The organism is Curtobacterium sp. MCBD17_040 (genome assembly GCF_003234805.2).
Taxonomy (GTDB): Bacteria; Actinomycetota; Actinomycetes; order Actinomycetales; family Microbacteriaceae; genus Curtobacterium.
In genome coordinates, this window is the sequence record NZ_CP126273.1 from 117940 (window position 1) to 134129 (window position 16190).

At 67.0% G+C, this 16190-nt stretch carries 20 protein-coding genes, 1 tRNA gene and 1 other annotated feature; of the genes, 14 read left to right on the forward strand and 7 right to left on the reverse strand.

The annotated features are described in order from the left end of the window. Window positions 1–48 precede the first annotated feature (48 nt). Window positions 49–411 (reverse strand): hypothetical protein, encoded by a 363-nt coding sequence (locus tag DEI94_RS00585; RefSeq protein WP_146242811.1) that lies wholly within the window; start codon window positions 409–411, stop codon window positions 49–51. Between the two features lie 138 nt (window positions 412–549). Between DEI94_RS00585 and DEI94_RS00590 the strand changes: the two genes are divergently transcribed. From DEI94_RS00590 to DEI94_RS00600, 3 genes are all read left to right on the forward strand, one after another. Then, a complete protein-coding gene (locus DEI94_RS00590) occupies window positions 550–1089 on the forward strand; it encodes an amino-acid N-acetyltransferase (RefSeq protein WP_111010307.1) in 540 nt (179 codons plus the stop codon). Window positions 1090–1152: 63 nt separating this feature from the next. Further along, the gene (locus tag DEI94_RS00595) at window positions 1153–1920 is read left to right on the forward strand and encodes a hypothetical protein (RefSeq protein ID WP_181441783.1); all 768 of its coding nucleotides are present in this window, start codon (window positions 1153–1155) and stop codon (window positions 1918–1920) included. After that, the gene (locus tag DEI94_RS00600; RefSeq protein ID WP_111010304.1) at window positions 1920–2300 is read left to right on the forward strand and encodes an SseB family protein; all 381 of its coding nucleotides are present in this window, start codon (window positions 1920–1922) and stop codon (window positions 2298–2300) included. The genes DEI94_RS00595 and DEI94_RS00600 overlap by 1 nt, the downstream gene beginning before the upstream one ends. Window positions 2301–2326: 26 nt before the next feature. Here DEI94_RS00600 and radA read toward each other — a convergent pair whose 3' ends face one another. Further along, window positions 2327–3688 (reverse strand): DNA repair protein RadA, encoded by a 1362-nt coding sequence (gene radA / locus DEI94_RS00605; protein WP_111026586.1) that lies wholly within the window; start codon window positions 3686–3688, stop codon window positions 2327–2329. A 9-nt stretch (window positions 3689–3697) separates the two neighbouring features. Then, entirely contained in the window at window positions 3698–4675 is a 978-nt protein-coding gene (locus DEI94_RS00610) for an SGNH/GDSL hydrolase family protein (RefSeq protein ID WP_111026587.1), read from the reverse strand. A gap of 143 nt (window positions 4676–4818) precedes the next feature. Here DEI94_RS00610 and DEI94_RS00615 point away from each other — a divergent pair. Next, a tRNA-Ser gene (locus DEI94_RS00615) sits at window positions 4819–4908 on the forward strand. A 90-nt stretch (window positions 4909–4998) separates the two neighbouring features. Here DEI94_RS00615 and DEI94_RS00620 read toward each other — a convergent pair. Further along, complete coding sequence (locus DEI94_RS00620; protein ID WP_146249454.1) at window positions 4999–5952, reverse strand: hypothetical protein; 954 nt, start codon at window positions 5950–5952, stop codon at window positions 4999–5001. Between the two features lie 114 nt (window positions 5953–6066). On the opposite strand from DEI94_RS00620, the gene DEI94_RS00625 reads away from it, so the two are divergent. Beyond that, window positions 6067–7331, forward strand: a protein-coding gene (locus tag DEI94_RS00625) for an IS3 family transposase (RefSeq protein WP_284183709.1) whose coding sequence is annotated in 2 segments (ribosomal slippage) — window positions 6067–6358 and window positions 6358–7331 — 1266 coding nt in all. Because the reading frame shifts where the segments join, the coding sequence is not laid out codon by codon here. Beyond that, window positions 6351–6479: a sequence feature (AL1L pseudoknot), on the forward strand. Its footprint overlaps the gene before it by 129 nt. Here the strand turns inward: DEI94_RS00625 and DEI94_RS00630 are convergent. Then, window positions 7285–7605: a transposase gene (locus DEI94_RS00630; protein WP_111027288.1), complete on the reverse strand. Its 321-nt coding sequence runs from the start codon at window positions 7603–7605 to the stop codon at window positions 7285–7287. The genes DEI94_RS00625 and DEI94_RS00630 overlap by 47 nt on opposite strands. A 383-nt stretch (window positions 7606–7988) precedes the next feature. Continuing rightward, window positions 7989–8339, reverse strand: a complete 351-nt coding sequence (locus DEI94_RS00635; RefSeq protein WP_111027289.1) for a histone-like nucleoid-structuring protein Lsr2 — start codon at window positions 8337–8339, stop codon at window positions 7989–7991. Between the two features lie 525 nt (window positions 8340–8864). Here DEI94_RS00635 and DEI94_RS00640 point away from each other — a divergent pair. The 3 genes from DEI94_RS00640 (at window position 8865) to DEI94_RS00650 (ending at window position 10186) form a co-directional block, all read left to right on the forward strand. After that, window positions 8865–9128, forward strand: a complete 264-nt coding sequence (locus tag DEI94_RS00640; RefSeq protein WP_146249528.1) for a hypothetical protein — start codon at window positions 8865–8867, stop codon at window positions 9126–9128. Window positions 9129–9145: 17 nt separating this feature from the next. Next, window positions 9146–9553 (forward strand): hypothetical protein, encoded by a 408-nt coding sequence (locus tag DEI94_RS00645; RefSeq protein ID WP_111027291.1) that lies wholly within the window; start codon window positions 9146–9148, stop codon window positions 9551–9553. A gap of 375 nt (window positions 9554–9928) precedes the next feature. Then, window positions 9929–10186, forward strand: a complete 258-nt coding sequence (locus DEI94_RS00650) for a hypothetical protein (protein ID WP_146249529.1) — start codon at window positions 9929–9931, stop codon at window positions 10184–10186. 3 nt (window positions 10187–10189) lie between these two features. On the opposite strand, the gene DEI94_RS00655 is transcribed toward DEI94_RS00650, so the two are convergent. Then, on the reverse strand, window positions 10190–10591 hold the full coding sequence (locus tag DEI94_RS00655; RefSeq protein ID WP_111027293.1) for a hypothetical protein: 402 nt from the start codon (window positions 10589–10591) through the stop codon (window positions 10190–10192). 141 nt (window positions 10592–10732) lie between these two features. Here DEI94_RS00655 and DEI94_RS00660 point away from each other — a divergent pair, with 141 nt between their 5' ends. From DEI94_RS00660 to DEI94_RS00685, 6 genes are all read left to right on the forward strand, one after another. Continuing rightward, window positions 10733–11326, forward strand: a complete 594-nt coding sequence (locus DEI94_RS00660; protein WP_111027294.1) for a hypothetical protein — start codon at window positions 10733–10735, stop codon at window positions 11324–11326. Between the two features lie 4 nt (window positions 11327–11330). Then, window positions 11331–12614 (forward strand): AlbA family DNA-binding domain-containing protein, encoded by a 1284-nt coding sequence (locus DEI94_RS00665; protein ID WP_181441860.1) that lies wholly within the window; start codon window positions 11331–11333, stop codon window positions 12612–12614. Window positions 12615–12681: 67 nt separating this feature from the next. After that, on the forward strand, window positions 12682–13020 hold the full coding sequence (locus DEI94_RS00670) for a histone-like nucleoid-structuring protein Lsr2 (RefSeq protein ID WP_111027296.1): 339 nt from the start codon (window positions 12682–12684) through the stop codon (window positions 13018–13020). A 228-nt stretch (window positions 13021–13248) separates the two neighbouring features. After that, window positions 13249–14514: a protein kinase domain-containing protein gene (locus DEI94_RS00675; protein WP_111027297.1), complete on the forward strand. Its 1266-nt coding sequence runs from the start codon at window positions 13249–13251 to the stop codon at window positions 14512–14514. 348 nt (window positions 14515–14862) lie between these two features. Next, complete coding sequence (locus DEI94_RS00680) at window positions 14863–15369, forward strand: DUF723 domain-containing protein (RefSeq protein WP_111027298.1); 507 nt, start codon at window positions 14863–14865, stop codon at window positions 15367–15369. Window positions 15370–15592: 223 nt separating this feature from the next. Then, window positions 15593–16087 carry a hypothetical protein gene (locus DEI94_RS00685; protein WP_146249530.1) on the forward strand — a complete coding sequence of 165 codons (495 nt, stop codon included), beginning with the start codon at window positions 15593–15595 and terminating at the stop codon, window positions 16085–16087. Window positions 16088–16190: the final 103 nt, after the last annotated feature.

Here is a 16190-nt window from a genome sequence, read left to right on the forward strand (position 1 = left end):
GCGCGAGGGGGCGGCCGCCCCGGGTCGTCCGCCCCGGGGGCGTTGGCGCTAGGGGTGGGTGACCTCGCCGTCACGGGCGTCGCCGGCCGTGTAGCCGCCGCCGTCCGTCACGTTGCCGCCGCCCTCGGTGTCGTCGAACGTGAGGCGCCCGTCGCCGGTGCTGCTCTCGCTGCCCTGCAGGTCCTCGTTCTCCTCGCTGTCCCCCGAGAGGCCGTCCGCCAGGCCGTTCGTCTGGTCGAAGATGTGCCCCACCGAGTCGTCGCCCAGGGCACCGATGTTCGTGTGCCCGCCCGAGTCGTGCGTGTGGTCGTGGTCGATTGCTGCGGCGTCGCCCGAGGGCTCCGCTGCGTGGCGCCCCTCGCTGCCGAGGGGGACCGCCGGGTGCTGTGCTGCGTCGTTGGAGTCAGTCATGGCGCGCACGCTACGCCGGGTGCCTGGTGCGCCGTCAGGTCGGATCCAGCTTCCGCCCACCGGCCGGGAGGGACGGGGCGGGCCGGTCCCGCGCCTCCCGGCCGTCGTGTGCGCGGCACCCCGGCTAGGGTGGAGCGGATGGACGACCAGGAGCCGGCGGCACTCGCGCGCGACGAGCACGGGATCCTCGTCCGTCCGGCGCTCGCCTCGGACGTGCCACACATCCAGCGGCTCATCGAGCCCTACGTGGCGCGGCGGATCCTGCTCGGCAAGGACAACGTCACCCTGTACGGCTCGATCCAGCAGTTCCGGATCGCCGAGGGACCCGATGGGGTGCCGATCGGCTGTGGCGCGCTCGCGGTGTTCTGGGACGACATCGCCGAGGTGCGCACGCTCGCGCTCGACCCCGCCTGGCTGCACAAGCGCGTCGGGCACCGGCTCCTCGACGGGCTCGAACACGACGCCCGCCAGCTCGGCATCGGCCGGATCTTCTGCCTGACGTTCGAGGTCGAGTTCTTCACGAAGCACGGCTACCTGGAGATCGGGGAGTCCGTCGTGTCGCCCGAGGTCTACGCGGAGCTCGTGCGGTCGTCGGACGAGGGCGTCGCGGAGTTCCTCGACCTCGCCCGGGTCAAGCCGAACACGCTCGGCAACACCCGGATGCTCAAGATCCTCTGAGCCGCTCGCGCCGGTCCGGCGTCGCTCCGCGGGAACCTCGCCGAGCGGACCTACCCTGTCCGCATGTCGTCGTTCCGCAACCCCGTCGGCGGTCAGCCCGCCGCTGTGTACTGGCGGCGGCGCGCCATCGTCGGCGGTGCGCTGCTCCTCGTCATCGTCGTCGTGCTCCTCATCGTCTTCGGCCACGGCGGCGGATCGGAGGCCGCTCCCGCTCCCTCGGCCAGCGCCTCCCGGACCGCGTCCGCGCACCGGTCGTCGAGCGCGGCCGAGCGTGCCGCTGCGCGCGCCGCCGCTGCAGACGCCGCGGCCAACGCATCGGCACGAGCGAGCGCCGCAGCCACCGCGGCCGCGACCGCGATCGCCACCCCCGAGGCCGGGGCCAGCGCCGGCGCGACGTCCGCACCCGCAGCCGGGTCGACGAAGAACGGCGCCACCTGCCGCAAGTCGCAGATCACGCTCAAGGCCCTGACCGACAAGACGCAGTACGGCCCCACGGAGGAACCGAAGATCTCGATGTCCATCACGAACACCGCGTCGACGAGCTGCCACATGGACCTCGGCTCGAGCCAGCAGGTCCTCACGATCACGAGCGGCACCGAGACGTACTGGTCCAGCAAGGACTGCCAGACCGGCGGCACCGACCAGGACATCACCATCAAGGGCGGCCAGACCCTGACGACGCCGGCGATCACGTGGGACCGCACCCGGTCCTCCACGTCGACCTGCGACTCGAGCCGGCCGTCGGTGACCGCGGGCGGCGCCAGCTACCACCTCAGTGTCGCGGTGGGGAACATCACGAGCGCCACATCGACCCAGTTCGTGCTCCAGTGATGGCCGAGCAACGGTTCCGGAGCGAGCCGCTCGAGGCCGCGCTCGCCGCGCAGGACGTCGCCGCCGTCGCGTTCGCCCTGCGACACGACATCGTCATCGTGCCGAAGCTCGTCACCGGGCGTCCGAAGGACCAGCAGGTCCGGGTGTTCGGCCGCGAGGGCACCGACAAGCGCATCCTGCTGCTGTTCTCGTCCGTCGACGCCTACACCGCGATGGTGCCGGACGAGAAGGTGCGGCAGGTCATGGTGTACGACGCCGCCCGGCTCGAGGAGTTCATCGCCGCGCACCTGGACGTGCTCGAGCAGGTGTTCTTCGACATCGCGGGGCCGAACACGATGCAGGCCGAGCCCGCCGACCTGTTGGCGGCGCTGCGCGCGTAGGCCGGGAGGCGCGGCTCGCGTCCGCCTCAGAACGCCGCGTCGAGCTCGCGCTCGCGCACCGACTTGGTCATCGCGAAGGCGACGCGTAACGCCTCACGCAGGTGCTCGGAGTCAGCGCCCAGCACCGTCGTGAACCCGAGCCGCCGGGCCTCGGACACCCGTTGCTTCTCGCCGGTGGTCGGGCGGATCTCGCCCGCCAAGCTGATCTCGCCCGCGGCGGCGAGCGTGTGCGGGTACGGGCGGTCCCGAGCCGCGCTCGCCAGGGCCAGGGCGATCGCCAGGTCTGCGCCCGGCTCGGTCAGCCGCATGCCGCCGACGGTCGACACGTAGACGTCGCTGTCCGACAGCTTGATGCCGGCCCGGCGCTCGAGGACCGCCAGGAGCATCGCGACGCGGGAGGAGTCGACGCCGTTGACCACCCGCCGGGGCTGCGGCGCGGAACTCGGCACGACGAGCGCCTGGACCTCGACCGGAAGCGCGCGCCGGCCCTCCATGGCGATCGTGATGCAGGTGCCGCTGACCGGGGCGCCAGCCCGGGACATGAACAGGCCGCTCGGGTCCGGGACCTCGTGGATGCCGTCGCCGGTCATGTCGAAGCAGCCGACCTCGTCCGTCGGGCCGAAGCGGTTCTTGAGCGCGCGGATGAAGCGGAGTGCGGTCTGGCGGTCGCCCTCGAAGTGGCAGACGACGTCGACCAGGTGCTCGAGCAGCCGGGGACCGGCGATCGTGCCGTCCTTGGTGACGTGTCCGACGATGAGGATGGGGAGCGCGCGGTCCTTCGCGACGCGGATGAGGGTCGATGCGACCTCGCGCACCTGGGACACCCCGCCCGCGATGCCGTCGACCGCACTCGACGAGATCGTCTGCACGGAGTCGGCGATCACCAGGTCGGGCTGCACCTGGTCGATCTGCCCCAGGATCACGGCGAGGTCGACCTCGCTCGCCAGGTAGAGCTCGTCGTGCATCGCCCCCGTGCGTTCGGCGCGCATCCGGACCTGGTCCACGGATTCCTCGGCCGAGACGTAGAGCACGCGCTTGCCGGCGGCGGCAGCACGGGAGGCGACCTCGAGCAGGAGTGTCGACTTGCCGACCCCGGGCTCGCCGCTCAGCAGGATCGCGGCGCCGGGCACGATGCCGCCGCCGAGCACGCGGTCGAACTCGCCGATGCCCGTGCGCCAGTGGGTGACGCGTTCGCCGACGGCCTGGGTGATCGGCTTGGCGACCCGGCCACCGGTGACCGCGATCGCCGCGGTGCCACGGGTGCTCGCCTGGACGGCGGAGGTGTCCTCGACCGTGCCCCACGACTGGCACTCACCGCAGCGGCCGACCCACTTGATGCTGGTCCACCCGCACTCGGTGCAGCGGTACGCGGTCTGGGCCCTGGCCATGCGTCGAGGCTAGGCGGCGCCGCTGACATCGCCGCGGTGGCTCGCGGCGTCGTGGCGCTCGGTCGGCGCGTCCGGGTTCCCCGCGACGTGGCTGCCGTGTGACCGGTGCTGCCGCAGGTGCTGGAGGTCCGGGCTGTGCTCGTCGGCGGTCTCGGCGTCCTGGTCCGCCCGGGCCGCAGCGACCGCCGCCGCACGCGGGCCGAGCTCCTCGACCTCGCGCGCGGAGAGGTAGCGGCGGATCGCCATGAGGGTGTCGACACGGGCGTCGACCGCCGGCTCGAGCGCGCTCGCCCAGATGCGGTAGCCGTTGTCGTTTGGATGGAAAAGGTCGCCGTACGTGTTGCGGAAGGTCCGGCGGAGGCCGACGCGCTTCGTGATCTCGTGCAGGGGAGCCACGGTGAGGCCGAACTCGGCGGCCACGCGGTGCACGATCTCGTTCGCGACCTGGACCTTGCGCTCGCGCTCGCGGAAGAACATGCACGGCAGGTCGGCGACGATCGCGTGCGAGGGCACCGCGGCGTAGATGCGGCGGAGGTTCCGCTCGAACTTGTCGGGGTGGAAGTCCAGGATGTCGTTCGCCCCGATCACGACCGTGCAGATGTCCGGCGTGTACGTGCCGAGGACCGGGAGCTGCTCGTGCCGGGCGCCCCAGGTCGTGGCGCCGGAGACGCTGAGGTTGACGACGCGCAAGGTCGACCGCGACCGCCGCCGGACCCGCCGCGCGAGCAGCCCCACGTAGCCACGGCTCGGGACCGTCGCGCCGACGCCCTGGGCCGCGGAGTCCCCGATCGCCACGTAGGTGAGCTGCCCCTCGTGGTGGATGCGTTCCCGCCACCAGTCCGCGTGCACCGGCAGCATGTCGACCACCCGCTGTGCCGCGGCGCGCTGCCCCCGCACGCCCGCCCGGGCCCCAAGCGCTGCGGCACCGGCGACCGCGAGGCCACCGCCGACGGAGGACACGAGTGCCACGAGAGAGCGCGTCTTCATACCCGGGACGATACGCAGTCGGGCTCAGCGCCAGGTCACCGCGTCCGGGGACGGTGGACAGCCGTGCATCGGGTGCCGCTGGGGACGGCGAGCCGACGGTCCTGCGTTCCTCGGGCCTCCCGGCATGCGGTAGGATCGTCGGCGGTACCGTGTCCGAGCGGCCTAAGGAGCATGTCTCGAAAACATGTGTGGGGGCAACTCCACCGTGGGTTCAAATCCCACCGGTACCGCCAGTGGGCTGTTTGCGAAAACTGGCTCGCCCAGTTTGCGAAACTCCCGAACACAGAAGAGCCCCCGACCGCTCGGTCGGGGGCTCTTCTGGTTCAGCCTTCGGACGTGACGTCGGGCTTGACTTCGACGCTGTGGAACTTCTTCCGGTTCCGTCCGTAGTCGGACCAGCCGTGCCGGTCTCGGCTGCGGACCTTCCTTTCGGCCGGCTTGATGTCGGTGGCGGGCAGCTTGACCCCGGCTCGGATGGGGGTGGGGTTGTAACGTCGCGTTTCTTTCTCAGCCTTGCGGAGCTGTGCTCGGGCGTAGTCGGCGATGCGCTTGTAGTTGAGGGCGGCTGCTTTGAAGGTGACGACGTACTGGCTTGCGGCGAGCCCACGCATGCGGCGTTCGCTATTCAGGTCGACACGGAAGTCCGACTTGAGGGTGTTGTTGACGGATTCGACGACGTTCCGGTCGGTTTTGTACACCGCGAGCCAGGTGTCGCTGCCGTATCGGTACTTCTGCTGTTCGGTGAGGAACTCGTCGGGGTGCACTGTGATGGAGTCCTGACAGCAGACAGCTGTCTCAGCCCAGCGCTTTGGGAGGTCCTTTTTGAGGACCTGCCCTGGCTCTCGCTTGCCGCGGAAGGCTCGGGGGTGGATGTCTCGGATGGGGCATGACACGGTTGCGGATGGGCCGAGAGCGGGGCAGCTGAGTCGGACTTTGCCGTTCGCTTTCACGTCCTTGAGGTGCAGTGCGAACTTCCATCGTTCGGCGAGGTTGTCGCGCCACTGTCGTTCGCTGATGGCGCCCTTGGCCTTGTCGTAGTCGACTGTGGCGTCGAGGTGCTTGGTGGCGGTGCCGGGGCAGTAGTAGTCGCCTTCGACGAACTTCGCTCCGCCGACGCCGTTGGTGATGCCCTTCTGCTCTTCGCGGTACTCCTGCACGTTGGGGATGCCTCGTTCGCGGAGCCCTTTGTGGAAGTCGCCGGACATGGCGTGGTTGTAGCCCATGTCGAAGGTGAGACGGGTGATGTCGTAGCCGCGGGATTGGATAGAGTCCAGCAACGCGAGGGTGTCGTCTCCGACGCGCTTGTTCGGTGTGGCGACGCTGAGTGCTCGGATGAGCAGTGAATCGCCCCGGGTCTGGTGGAGGGTCTGAATCCCCGAGAGGATCGGACCATGCCAGCACCGAGGAAGTATCCGCAAGAACTGCGGGAGCGTGCGATGCGGCTCGTGCAAGAGGTGCAGAAGGAAGACTCTTCGCTGTCGTTGAACGCGGCCGTGATCCGGATCGGGTCGCGCACGGGGGTGAACCCGGACACGTTGCGCGGCTGGTGCAAGCAGGCCGCGATCGATGCCGGTGAGCGTCCCGGGACCACGAGCACCGACGCGGCGCGGATCAAAGCGCTCGAGGCGGAGAACCGGGAACTCAAGCGCGCGAACGAGATCTTGTTGGCGGCGTCCTCGTTCTTCGCGCGGGAGCTCGACCCGCGACTGCCGTGGTGACCCAGTTCATCGACGAACACCGGAACCGGTTTGGGGTCGAGCCGATCTGTCGCGTGCTCACCGAGCACGGCGTCATGATCGCCCCGTCCGGCTACTACGCGTTCAAGACCCGGGCCCGCTCTGCCCGGTCTATCGCGGACGAGGCGCTGCTGGCGGAGATCGAGCGGGTGTTCTGGGACCGGGACCTTGGCCGTGGCATCAGTGGCGCGCGGAAGATCTGGCGGCTGCTGCGCCGCGAGGGCATCACCGTCGCCCGCTGCACCGTGGAGCGCCTGATGCGCAAGCAAGGACTGCGTGGTGTTCGGCGGGGCAAGCAGTTCGTCACCACTCGAGCGGACGAGCGCGCGGTGCGGCCGCCGGATCACGTGCAGCGTTGTTTCCGCGCGGATCGGCCGAACGAACTCTGGGTGGTCGACTTCACCTACGTGCCGACCTGGTCGGGGATGGCGTTCACCGCATTCGTCACGGACGTGTTCTCCCGCCGGATCGTGGGGTGGCGGACGATGAACCGGATGCCGACCGACCTGCCGCTCGACGCGCTCGAGATGGCGCTGTGGGTCCGCGATCGCGCCGGCGAGGACATCACGGGCGTCGTGCAACATTCGGATGCCGGGTCGCAGTACACGGCGCTGCGCTACTCCGACCGTCTCGCCGAGGTTGGCGCGGTCGCATCGATCGGGACCGTGGGCGATTCGTATGACAACGCCCTCGCCGAGACCGTCGTCGGGCTCTACAAGAACGAGTGCGTGAAGATCGACGGCCCGTTCCGCGGCGCCGACGACCTCGAGTTGGCGACACTGTCCTGGGTGCACTGGTTCAACGAGAACCGACTGCACTCCTCGATCGGATACATCACCCCCATCGAGAAAGAGAACCAGTACTACCGTGAAATCAACAGCCGACGACAGTCGTCGCCGGGACAACTCGCCCTCCACTGAACCCGGGGCGATTCACGATCTCCATCGCTTGCACCCGGTTCTCCCGACGCAACCGAACCAGCTCGGCCCGTTCGTCCCGGGTCATCCCTTCGGCGCGGCCCTCTTCGACGGCCGCTTCGCTCATCCAGCGGCGCAGGCCCGACTCGCTGATCCCGAGGTCCTTCGCGATCTCACGGACCGGTTTCTCACCCTGCCGGGCAAGCGCCACAGCGCGGCGACGGAACTCCTCAGGCTTCACAGCAGGCATCACGGACTCCTTCTCCGGGACGATCATCGCCCCAACCCAGGTGTCCGGGAAACCCGGGACAGGTCAAGTCGCCGACAGCCGCGCCGTTACTGGGCAGGAGGGGTGATCGGCCCCTCTTTACCTACTTACTTATCTATCTGATAGATATACGTAGGTAAGTAAGGATGTGTCTAGCGATGGTATATATACGTCTCTACTGCTATAGCCGTACTTCGCGCAGAAAGGGACGAGCGGGCAAGCAGGACGACTGAGTTGCCGATGACACGGGTTAGGGCTCGAGTTCGACCGGGTGACTCGGTGCCGATTGATTCCGCGTCGATATGAAACGAACGGGCTGCCGTCCGAAGGCGGCAGCCCGTCCAGGAGCTCGTGTGTGGCGAGCTGCTTTGGGAGCGTCGCGGACCTGCGGTTCAGTTCGCTGCGTCGAACGCGTCCCGCACCTGCTGGCTGATACGGCCGCGAGCGGCAACCTCGTAACCGTTTGCCGCCGCCCACTCGCGAATCTTCGCCAACTCGTCGGCGCTGCTGCGGTTCTTCGAGGAGGAGGTCGCCGCCTGCCGGGAGCCACGTCCGCCGCTGACCTTCCGAGCAGCGGCGACGTAGTCGGAGAATGCTTCGCGGAGCTTCTCAGCGTTTTCCCCAGTCAGGTCGATCTCATAGCTGCTGCCGTCGAAAGCGAACTGCACGGTGCGGCCATCGCCCGCTTCGATGACGTCGCCTGTCAAATCGTCGACAAGCTGCGTCGTGACTTTCTGCGCCAAGGGATGCTCCAATCGTTGTGGGAACCAGCCTGGCAGAGATCGCGCGCAGCCGCGAACGCACGGAAATGTCACCACGCCGGAGATGAACGACGTGTGACACGGACGAGCGCACGAAAAGACTGGCCCCGTCGAGACGGTGTGATTCCGTGCGCGGCGCAGATGTCAGGCGCGCGGCGGACGGTAACGTCAGCGGCACATGGCGGGCAGATGCCAACCTTTCATACGACCGCGGGGGCCCGATGACATTCGATCTGCTGAACTTCGGGGGCACCCTGGTCGCGACTGTCATCGGAGCAGGTATCGGTGTTACCGGTGCGCGGATGGGGGAGCGTCGCCGGGCCCGCCAGGACTACGAAGCGTCGATGAACGCGGATGTGGCAAGCATCATCGGTGCGTGCGCGACGGTGAGTGAGGATGTGGCCCGTCACGACCGTGCGATGACATTGATGCAGCAGGAGACGGCGCAGCGGCTCAGCGGGTTCGAGACTGTCGCAGTATCTGGAAGACGTGCTCACCCCTGTGCGGATGCACGCGCTGCTCACCGTTGCCCGGATAGCGAAGCTGTCATCGACGGCAGGTGACCGTCGCGTCTTCGCGCAGGTCATTGACGTGGTCGAGAAGCTGGACGCCGAAGCGTCGACAGCGGAGTATGCGACCGTGTTGGAAAAGATGGCGGACCTCCTGACACGGTGGCGGATGACCGAGGCTGACGAGACTGAAGCGGTCTCTGCGCTGCGGCAGCTCGCCGTCGCCGGCCCGCCCGCTGCGGGGCCGCAGCCGGCGCAGTGACCCGCTACGGTGTGGACGTGCCGAGCGAGTCAAAGGACCAACAGATCAGGTGGATCGTCGAGGCGCTCGCGGCGGCAACGTTGGCGCAGGGCGTGAGCGCTGTGACCAGCGGGAAGCAGGCGTTGGAGTCGTCGCTCGGTTCGGCGTGGCGGAACTGGGACCGGGCGGCAGCGTTCCCGAGCATCGCTGGGTTCCACGCGTCGAACATGCTGTGGGGAGGCTTGCAGCGGTCGGACCGTCGCCGCGGTGCCGTCGCTGCATGGGACATGCAGCAGTGGGCGGCCCCGTACCTGGTGAACGCGCACTGGGAGGTTGCTGATGTGTTGGAGATGCGGACAGACGGTCGTGCTTCCGCTCGCGACTGGCTCGCGTTGGGCGCAGCATTCGTCGCGGCGTTCAACGACTCCGAGGTGCAGCGGCCGTAGCCGACAGCCGTCGGCCGGTCCGCTCATCGCCCGCCTTGACCGCTTCTCAGTACCGGTCCGAACTCTCTGGTGAGGCGCACATCGGCACTCAGCCGCTGTGGTTACGCACACCGTGCCACCTCTGACGGAGCCCGGACGAACGTCGCCGCAGCTGTCGCTGAGGTCCGCGCATAGGGGCAGCATGATCTCACTGATGTTCCGACTGCCGACCTCCGCAGCATCGCCGTTGCTGCCCTCGACTTCGCGCTGGCGACGCCGCTACCCCGTGCTCGGGAGCACCTCTCCGCAACGGCACCCGACGATCGGGATCAGCTGTTCCGGTACCTCCACGCCGCTGAAGCATCGCTGCGTCGCGTGTCGCACGCTACGGCGACGTTGAGCGTCCGTGAACTGGTGCAGGAGCGTCACCCCAATGCGCGGTACCTGCAGTTGCGTCAGCATTCTGCTGACCCGTATGACGGCTTCCACCCGGTCGCGCTACTCGACCAGGACGGCGCCGAACTGTGGACGGCGGAGACGCACCCCGACGACGGCGACGAGTGGGGTGCATACCTGGACACAGCGTGCGCGAATCTCACCGACGCGGACCGTGTCCTCGACGACCCAGCTGGAAGTCCGGCTCTGGTCTTCTGAACGTCACCCGATGCGCAGCGGCGACTCAATGTCGTGCTCGTGGCGCCAGAACACCACGACGACTTCGTCGCCTGCAAACCGCAACCGATCACCTGGTTCATTGAACCGCATCTGCAAACCCACCTCTGCGGCATACGCTGCAATCGCAGTCCGGGTGGCGGTGTCGTCGGTGGCGTACGGGTGGGTGACCGCCACGACCGCTTCTTTCTTCGTGGACCCGCGTGGTTTGAAGGTCACGCAATGCTCGGTGAGGCCGGGAACAGGTGACGGAACCGCCGACAGGCGGGCACGGTCCCGTGTGGGGAAGATCCGGTCGAACGTGTTATGCCCGTCGTAGATCAGCCCCTGCTGCTTCGCGAACTCCGGAACATTCTTAAAATGCGGCATGCCCTTGTACTCAGCCACAGGTGATCCCCTTGAGTCGTGAACAACCCTCCACCTTATCGGGCGAGCGTCGACCTGCTGCGTCACCGGCGTCACCCGCGTTCGGGGGAGGGGCAATCCGCCGTCCTGCAGCAGTCGTGGTCGCGCCGGTACAGTCACGGTATGGCCGTTGTTTCCCGTTTCCCGAACCGTTCAGCCAGCTTCGACGGCCTCGACGCCGTCTTCGCCCAGCTGCCGGACCTCGGCGATGCGGCCGCGTTGCGGCGAGCGTTGCGGGACGCGTCAATCCTCGCCGTCGACGCGGTCTTCACCGATTTGGAGACGTTGGAGCAGACTCGACCGGTCACCGTTGCAGGGCTTGACCTCAACGCGCTCGGACTGCTTCCCGACCGGTACGCGGACCGCTACGACGTCCTCTTCGCTCGCCGGTTCGTCCTCATCGTCGCGGAGGTCAGCAGGCGTTTCGTGACGGGGTCCACGCAGCCGAACTCAGTTGCTGAGGAATTCGCCCTCAGCGTGGTGCTTTCCTTCACGGAAGCGGTCATCGACACGGACCAGATGCAGATCAGGGAGGGGTGGCGGACCGACCTCGAACAGGTGCTGTTCGAAGACCTAGACTTTGAATTCCTCTACGGCTCAGACGACGTCCTGCGCGCCGCGGTGACAGAACTCGGCGCTGTGAACCTGGACTTCGACGCGTGGTTCACGTCATTCCGCCAGCCCTACGTCGCGCCGTATGTCACCGACGGGCGGTAACGGCGTGAGCTTGCTGCAGTCCCGGATCCACCGGCACCTGAAGCTTCCCGCACGGGAGCTCACGTTCGACGACGTTGAGCGTGCCGTCGCTGACGGCTTGACCGAGGAACGTGACCTTGACTGGAAGACGACTCCGCCAAAGGACCTCCGCGGCGAAGGCGGGGATGAGTTCGCGAAGGACGTCACCGCGATGGCGAACACCACCGGCGGGCTGCTGGTCTACGGCGTCAGCGAGCAGCAGCAGAGAGTCGGATTTGCAAACGACGTCGATGACACGATGCTGCGCACGTTCGAGCAGCTTCTCCTGTACCGGACAGCCCCGCATGTCCGCGACGTCGCATTTCGCCGGCTGGTGAACGCCGACGACTCCGATCGTTCCGTGCTCCTCGTCAGCGTCCCCAAAAGCGTGGACGCACCACACGTCGTCGTCGGCGTCGGCGGACAGCCAAAACTGAAAGGCGTGATGCGTGGTTGGGAGCGACGAGGAAGCGACAGCGTTGCAATGGACGAACCGGCAATGGCGTTGGCGTACCGGCGGCGGTTCGACGCCTACTCCAGCATTGACACGCGAGCTGCTGGGTTGCGGGATTTTGCGTTCGAGCACTGTGCGGGGCCGTCCGCGACGGCCTGGTTGCTGGTTGCAGCAGTTCCGGCCCGTCCGGTAGCCGCTCCGCCCCGAACTGAACGGTCCGCCGTCGCAGGCCGTCTGAGCAAGGCCGTCGCCGGTGGGCGCAAGGGCGCCCCGAATGAACCGGAAACGCTAGGGACGTTGCACACAATCTGGGACAACCCTCGAGCGGGGTACGGCCGGTGGGTGGTGAGCAACTTCGTCGCCCCGCAGGACGCCGGCTCTGGCCGGCCCGCCTACGTCGAACTGCATCACGACGGCGCAGTGGTTGTTGCTGTCGACGTCAGCTGGGGATTGACGGCCCCTTCCGAGCCGGTGGCGCTGGTGGACATTGGAGCTGTTGAACGGCTGACGTCGGAAGTTGTGTTCCTGGCGCACATTCATGGCACCGAAGCGGGCTTCGACTCTGCGATCGGGTTCTCCGCGCAGCTGTGCCGAGCGGACGAGAAGCCTGGACCGTTCGAAGCGGTCCGCTCCACCCTGCTCCGTACTGAGCACCGAGATGGGTGGACGAGACGGGTCCGGCGCGCGCAAGTCGTCCGGTCAGAAGCAGCCGCCGTGCGCACGGAGGCCGAGTTGGCGGCAACCGTGCACGACCTCGGCGACGGCGTCCTCAGCCAGTTCGGTGTGATGACGGAGCTGGCACGACCCGTCAGATGACGCTCCGCCGCTGCAGCACAACGGGGCGGACACTGAGACAGCAACAGCGCAACGAAACGGAAGAGTCATGGCGCAACGCATCATCACCGAGATGATCGACGACATTGATGGCAGCACGATCATCGACGGGAACGGCCGCGCGATCGCGTTCAGTGTCGACGGCCGTGCCTACGAAATCGACCTCAACGGGGCTAACGCCGACAAGTTTGAGGCAGCGCTATCGCCATACATCGCGGCTGCCAGGCTTGTCACGACCCCACGCGGCGCCACGTCATCCAGCAAGGACGCGGAGCAGGGCGACGAGCTGACAAGAATCCGCCGGTGGGCTCACCGGAACGGGTTCACCATCCCGGCAGATGGCAGCATCAACCTTGAAGCGCGCATCGCCTACACCGCCGCGCACTAGGACGGGCACCCGCCGAGCAGACTCGGCGGAGTCAGCAGGACGGTATGGGTGTCCGCGGCTGATGGGACCTCTCCTCGGAGAGGGGTTGAATCGACGAACGCCCGGCAAATTCCGGCTCATAGGTGCAGTAGTGCGAGAGAATCATCGTCGACCCTCCGCCGAGACCGGGAGCCCAGCAGGCAAGGGCCGCCCCTGCACCGTCGACGCTCCGTAAGAGGCCCCGTAACCATGTCGCCCATCCCGAACCAGTTCCGCCCCATCGCGGAGCTCGACCGCACTCTGAACTCCGTTGTCACTCTCGTGGCAACGTCGGACGGCGCTGAAGTGGTCTTGAAGCAGCCCTCACCGTCGAAGACGAGGCAGCGGCGGTTCAAACGAGAAGTGACCGCCATGCGGCAGTTCGCCGGCTCGCACACGATGCCGGTCATCGACCACGACGATCATTTCGCCTGGTACACCATGCCTGTTGCCGAAGCGACCCTCGCGAAGCGGCCTAACCATGGGAATCTCCAGTTCGCGCTCACAGTTCTCGATGCGATCCGCGAGTCGCTTCGACCCGCTCATGAACTTGGTCAGGTGCATCGCGACTTGAAACCGCACAACATCCTGTGGCTCATCGTCGACGATGAGCCCGGACGGTGGGTGATTGCCGACTTCGGCGAGGTTCGCAACGAACCTGGTCAAACGACGACCCCACTCACCCGGAACAGCGACCGTGTGGGAACGGACGGATGGGCGGCGCCGGAACAGACGCTCACCGCTCACACCGTCACGCCCGCCGCTGACGTATTCGCTGCCGCGGCCATCGTGTCGTGGCTGCTCACCGAAGCAGCACCCGGTGGCGGTTTGGTCCCTGTCCCGGCAGCCCCGCACCTTGCCGGCATCATTGTGAAAGCAACGCGGCGAAACCCCACCGACCGATACCCGGACCTGGATGCATTCGCTGCGGCTCTCCGCCAAGCGCAAGCCGAGGACGAAGCCCAGGTCACCATCGAGTCCGTCATCGATGACGAGGATTACGAACGAATCAGCGTGGTCATCGGCGACGATGACACGCATCCGTCCGAAATCGCGAAGCACCTGCCAACCGTGACGCTGCATCAACTCCACCGCTGGTATGACATCGACCCCGGTGGATTCGTCGCCGGAACGCTCACCGCTGTTGAACGTGTCGCAGCGTCGAATCTTGCCTCGAAGACCACCGGCCCTCTGCTGACCCGAGCTGTCGACGCGATCCGTGTGCTCATCAAACATCGACGGTTCGATGACGTCCAGGAGCTGACCACTTCTGTCAGCGAGGCCATCGTACAGTTCGACCAATGGAAATCAGCGACGGAGTTGATTCACCTCGTGAAGGTCGTGCGTGGGCCAGCCGCGAACGCCGTCGACGTCGGACTCCGCGCCGCAGGTGCGCGCAACTACCTTCGCTCCTTCGCTCAGAACGAGTGGGACCGCGACGACGACAGTGACCTACTTCGCGGTCTCCGAAAGTGACCTCCGCGGACCGTCCTCGGAACCGGTCTCGTTGACCTGGAGCGTCTCGACGGACGCGTTTCCAACGAACCGCACCAGCACCCGCATCGCTGCAGGCGTCTGCGTCTGCGTCTGCGTCTGCGCCTTCGCGCATGCGCTTTGCCGGTGATTTCGCTCATCGCTGCCGAAGCGTGGCCGCAAATCGACGTCAAAGTGGACATGCAGACGTCGGAGACCGGTTCACAGCTGCTGAAGGACCTGCGTCGCGGTCAGCGTTGATCGGAGCCCCGGGTTAGCGCACGGCAGCGAACCCGCAGCTTCGGGCGCCGTCCGCGCATAGGGAGAGTCCAGACCGAAGGGCTTTACCTCATGCCAACCGCTTCCCGCGCCGACCGTCGCGCCACGTTCATCACTGCGGCGACCGAGAAACACGACGGCAAGTACGACTACTCCCAGGTGCCAGCACAGTTCGTGAACGCGCACACGCCGGTCAGCATCGGCTGCCCCGACCACGGCGAGTTCCCGCAGACACCGAACGAACACCGGCGTGGGCAGCGCTGCCCGGATTGCTCCGGCCGGAGAGGCTCATCAGCAACCGCGCGACGGCAGCAGTTCATCGCGCAAGCTCAAGCGGTGCACGGCCACCGCTTCGGCTACAGCAACGTCGTATACGTCGACCAGCACACGGCTGCCACCATCACCTGCCGCATCCACGGGCCGTTCCAGCAGCGACCAGACCATCACATCAGCGGCGTCACGCCGAGCATCTGCCCCGACTGCGCAAGCGCGCAACGGCCGAAGAAGCTCAAGGCAGCATGGAAACACCGCCCGCAGACGAGCCGAGGTGACGAGGGACGCTTCGTACCGGCCTCGTAAATCCGGTGACATGCGGAAGCCCCTTGCCTCGGGTCCGGCAAGGTGACACCTCGACGTTGAACCCTTCGGCGGCGGGGTCGGCTGACAAGCGCGGAAGTGCGACGGATGCAGCGGATGCCCGACACAGGCAGGTAGAAATCCCGAAAGCTCACTGAGCGGCGGACTGGACTAAGGACACCGCTGAGGGACATGGAACGTCGCAGCCACCGATACCGTGCTTGTCGTGCATCACCACGGAACGAAGCGAAGCCGGCCGCTCGCGCGCCGCCTCAGTACTGGATCAAGCGGACCGTTCGCGACGGCGACGATCACGGTCGTCGTTTTCTACCTCACCCTGGCGCCGATCGTGTTCACCTTCGGTCCGGAATGGGCAGCGATCGGCTCAGCGATGGTCGAGTTCGGCCGCCAGTTGGAACCCGGCGTGCTCGCATTTCAGGGCATCGCCATAGGTTTGCTCGGTGCGATCCTCATCGGTCGCGTAATCGCCCCGGTACCTGATGTCCGAAACCAAGCCAGCGTCGACGTGTTCGCCGCGGTGGCGGGGCATTCACTCTCCGCGGTCATCATCGCTGCGGCTGGCTTCACCGTCATCGGCACCATTCACGACAGCAAGCGTGCCGGAGGGGTTTGGTTTGTTATCGTCCTCGCTGTTGTTTCATTTGGCTTCACACAAGTCGTCGACGCACGGATCACCTTCGGCAGGAAACGTCAGCGGTGACGCACCCGCAATGACCTCATCGTCACGTCGTGGGGGATCCACCGACGAGCAGCACTGCTGCTCACCCGCACCGACCCGCGTCGCGCGCCCGCACGCCGTCTGA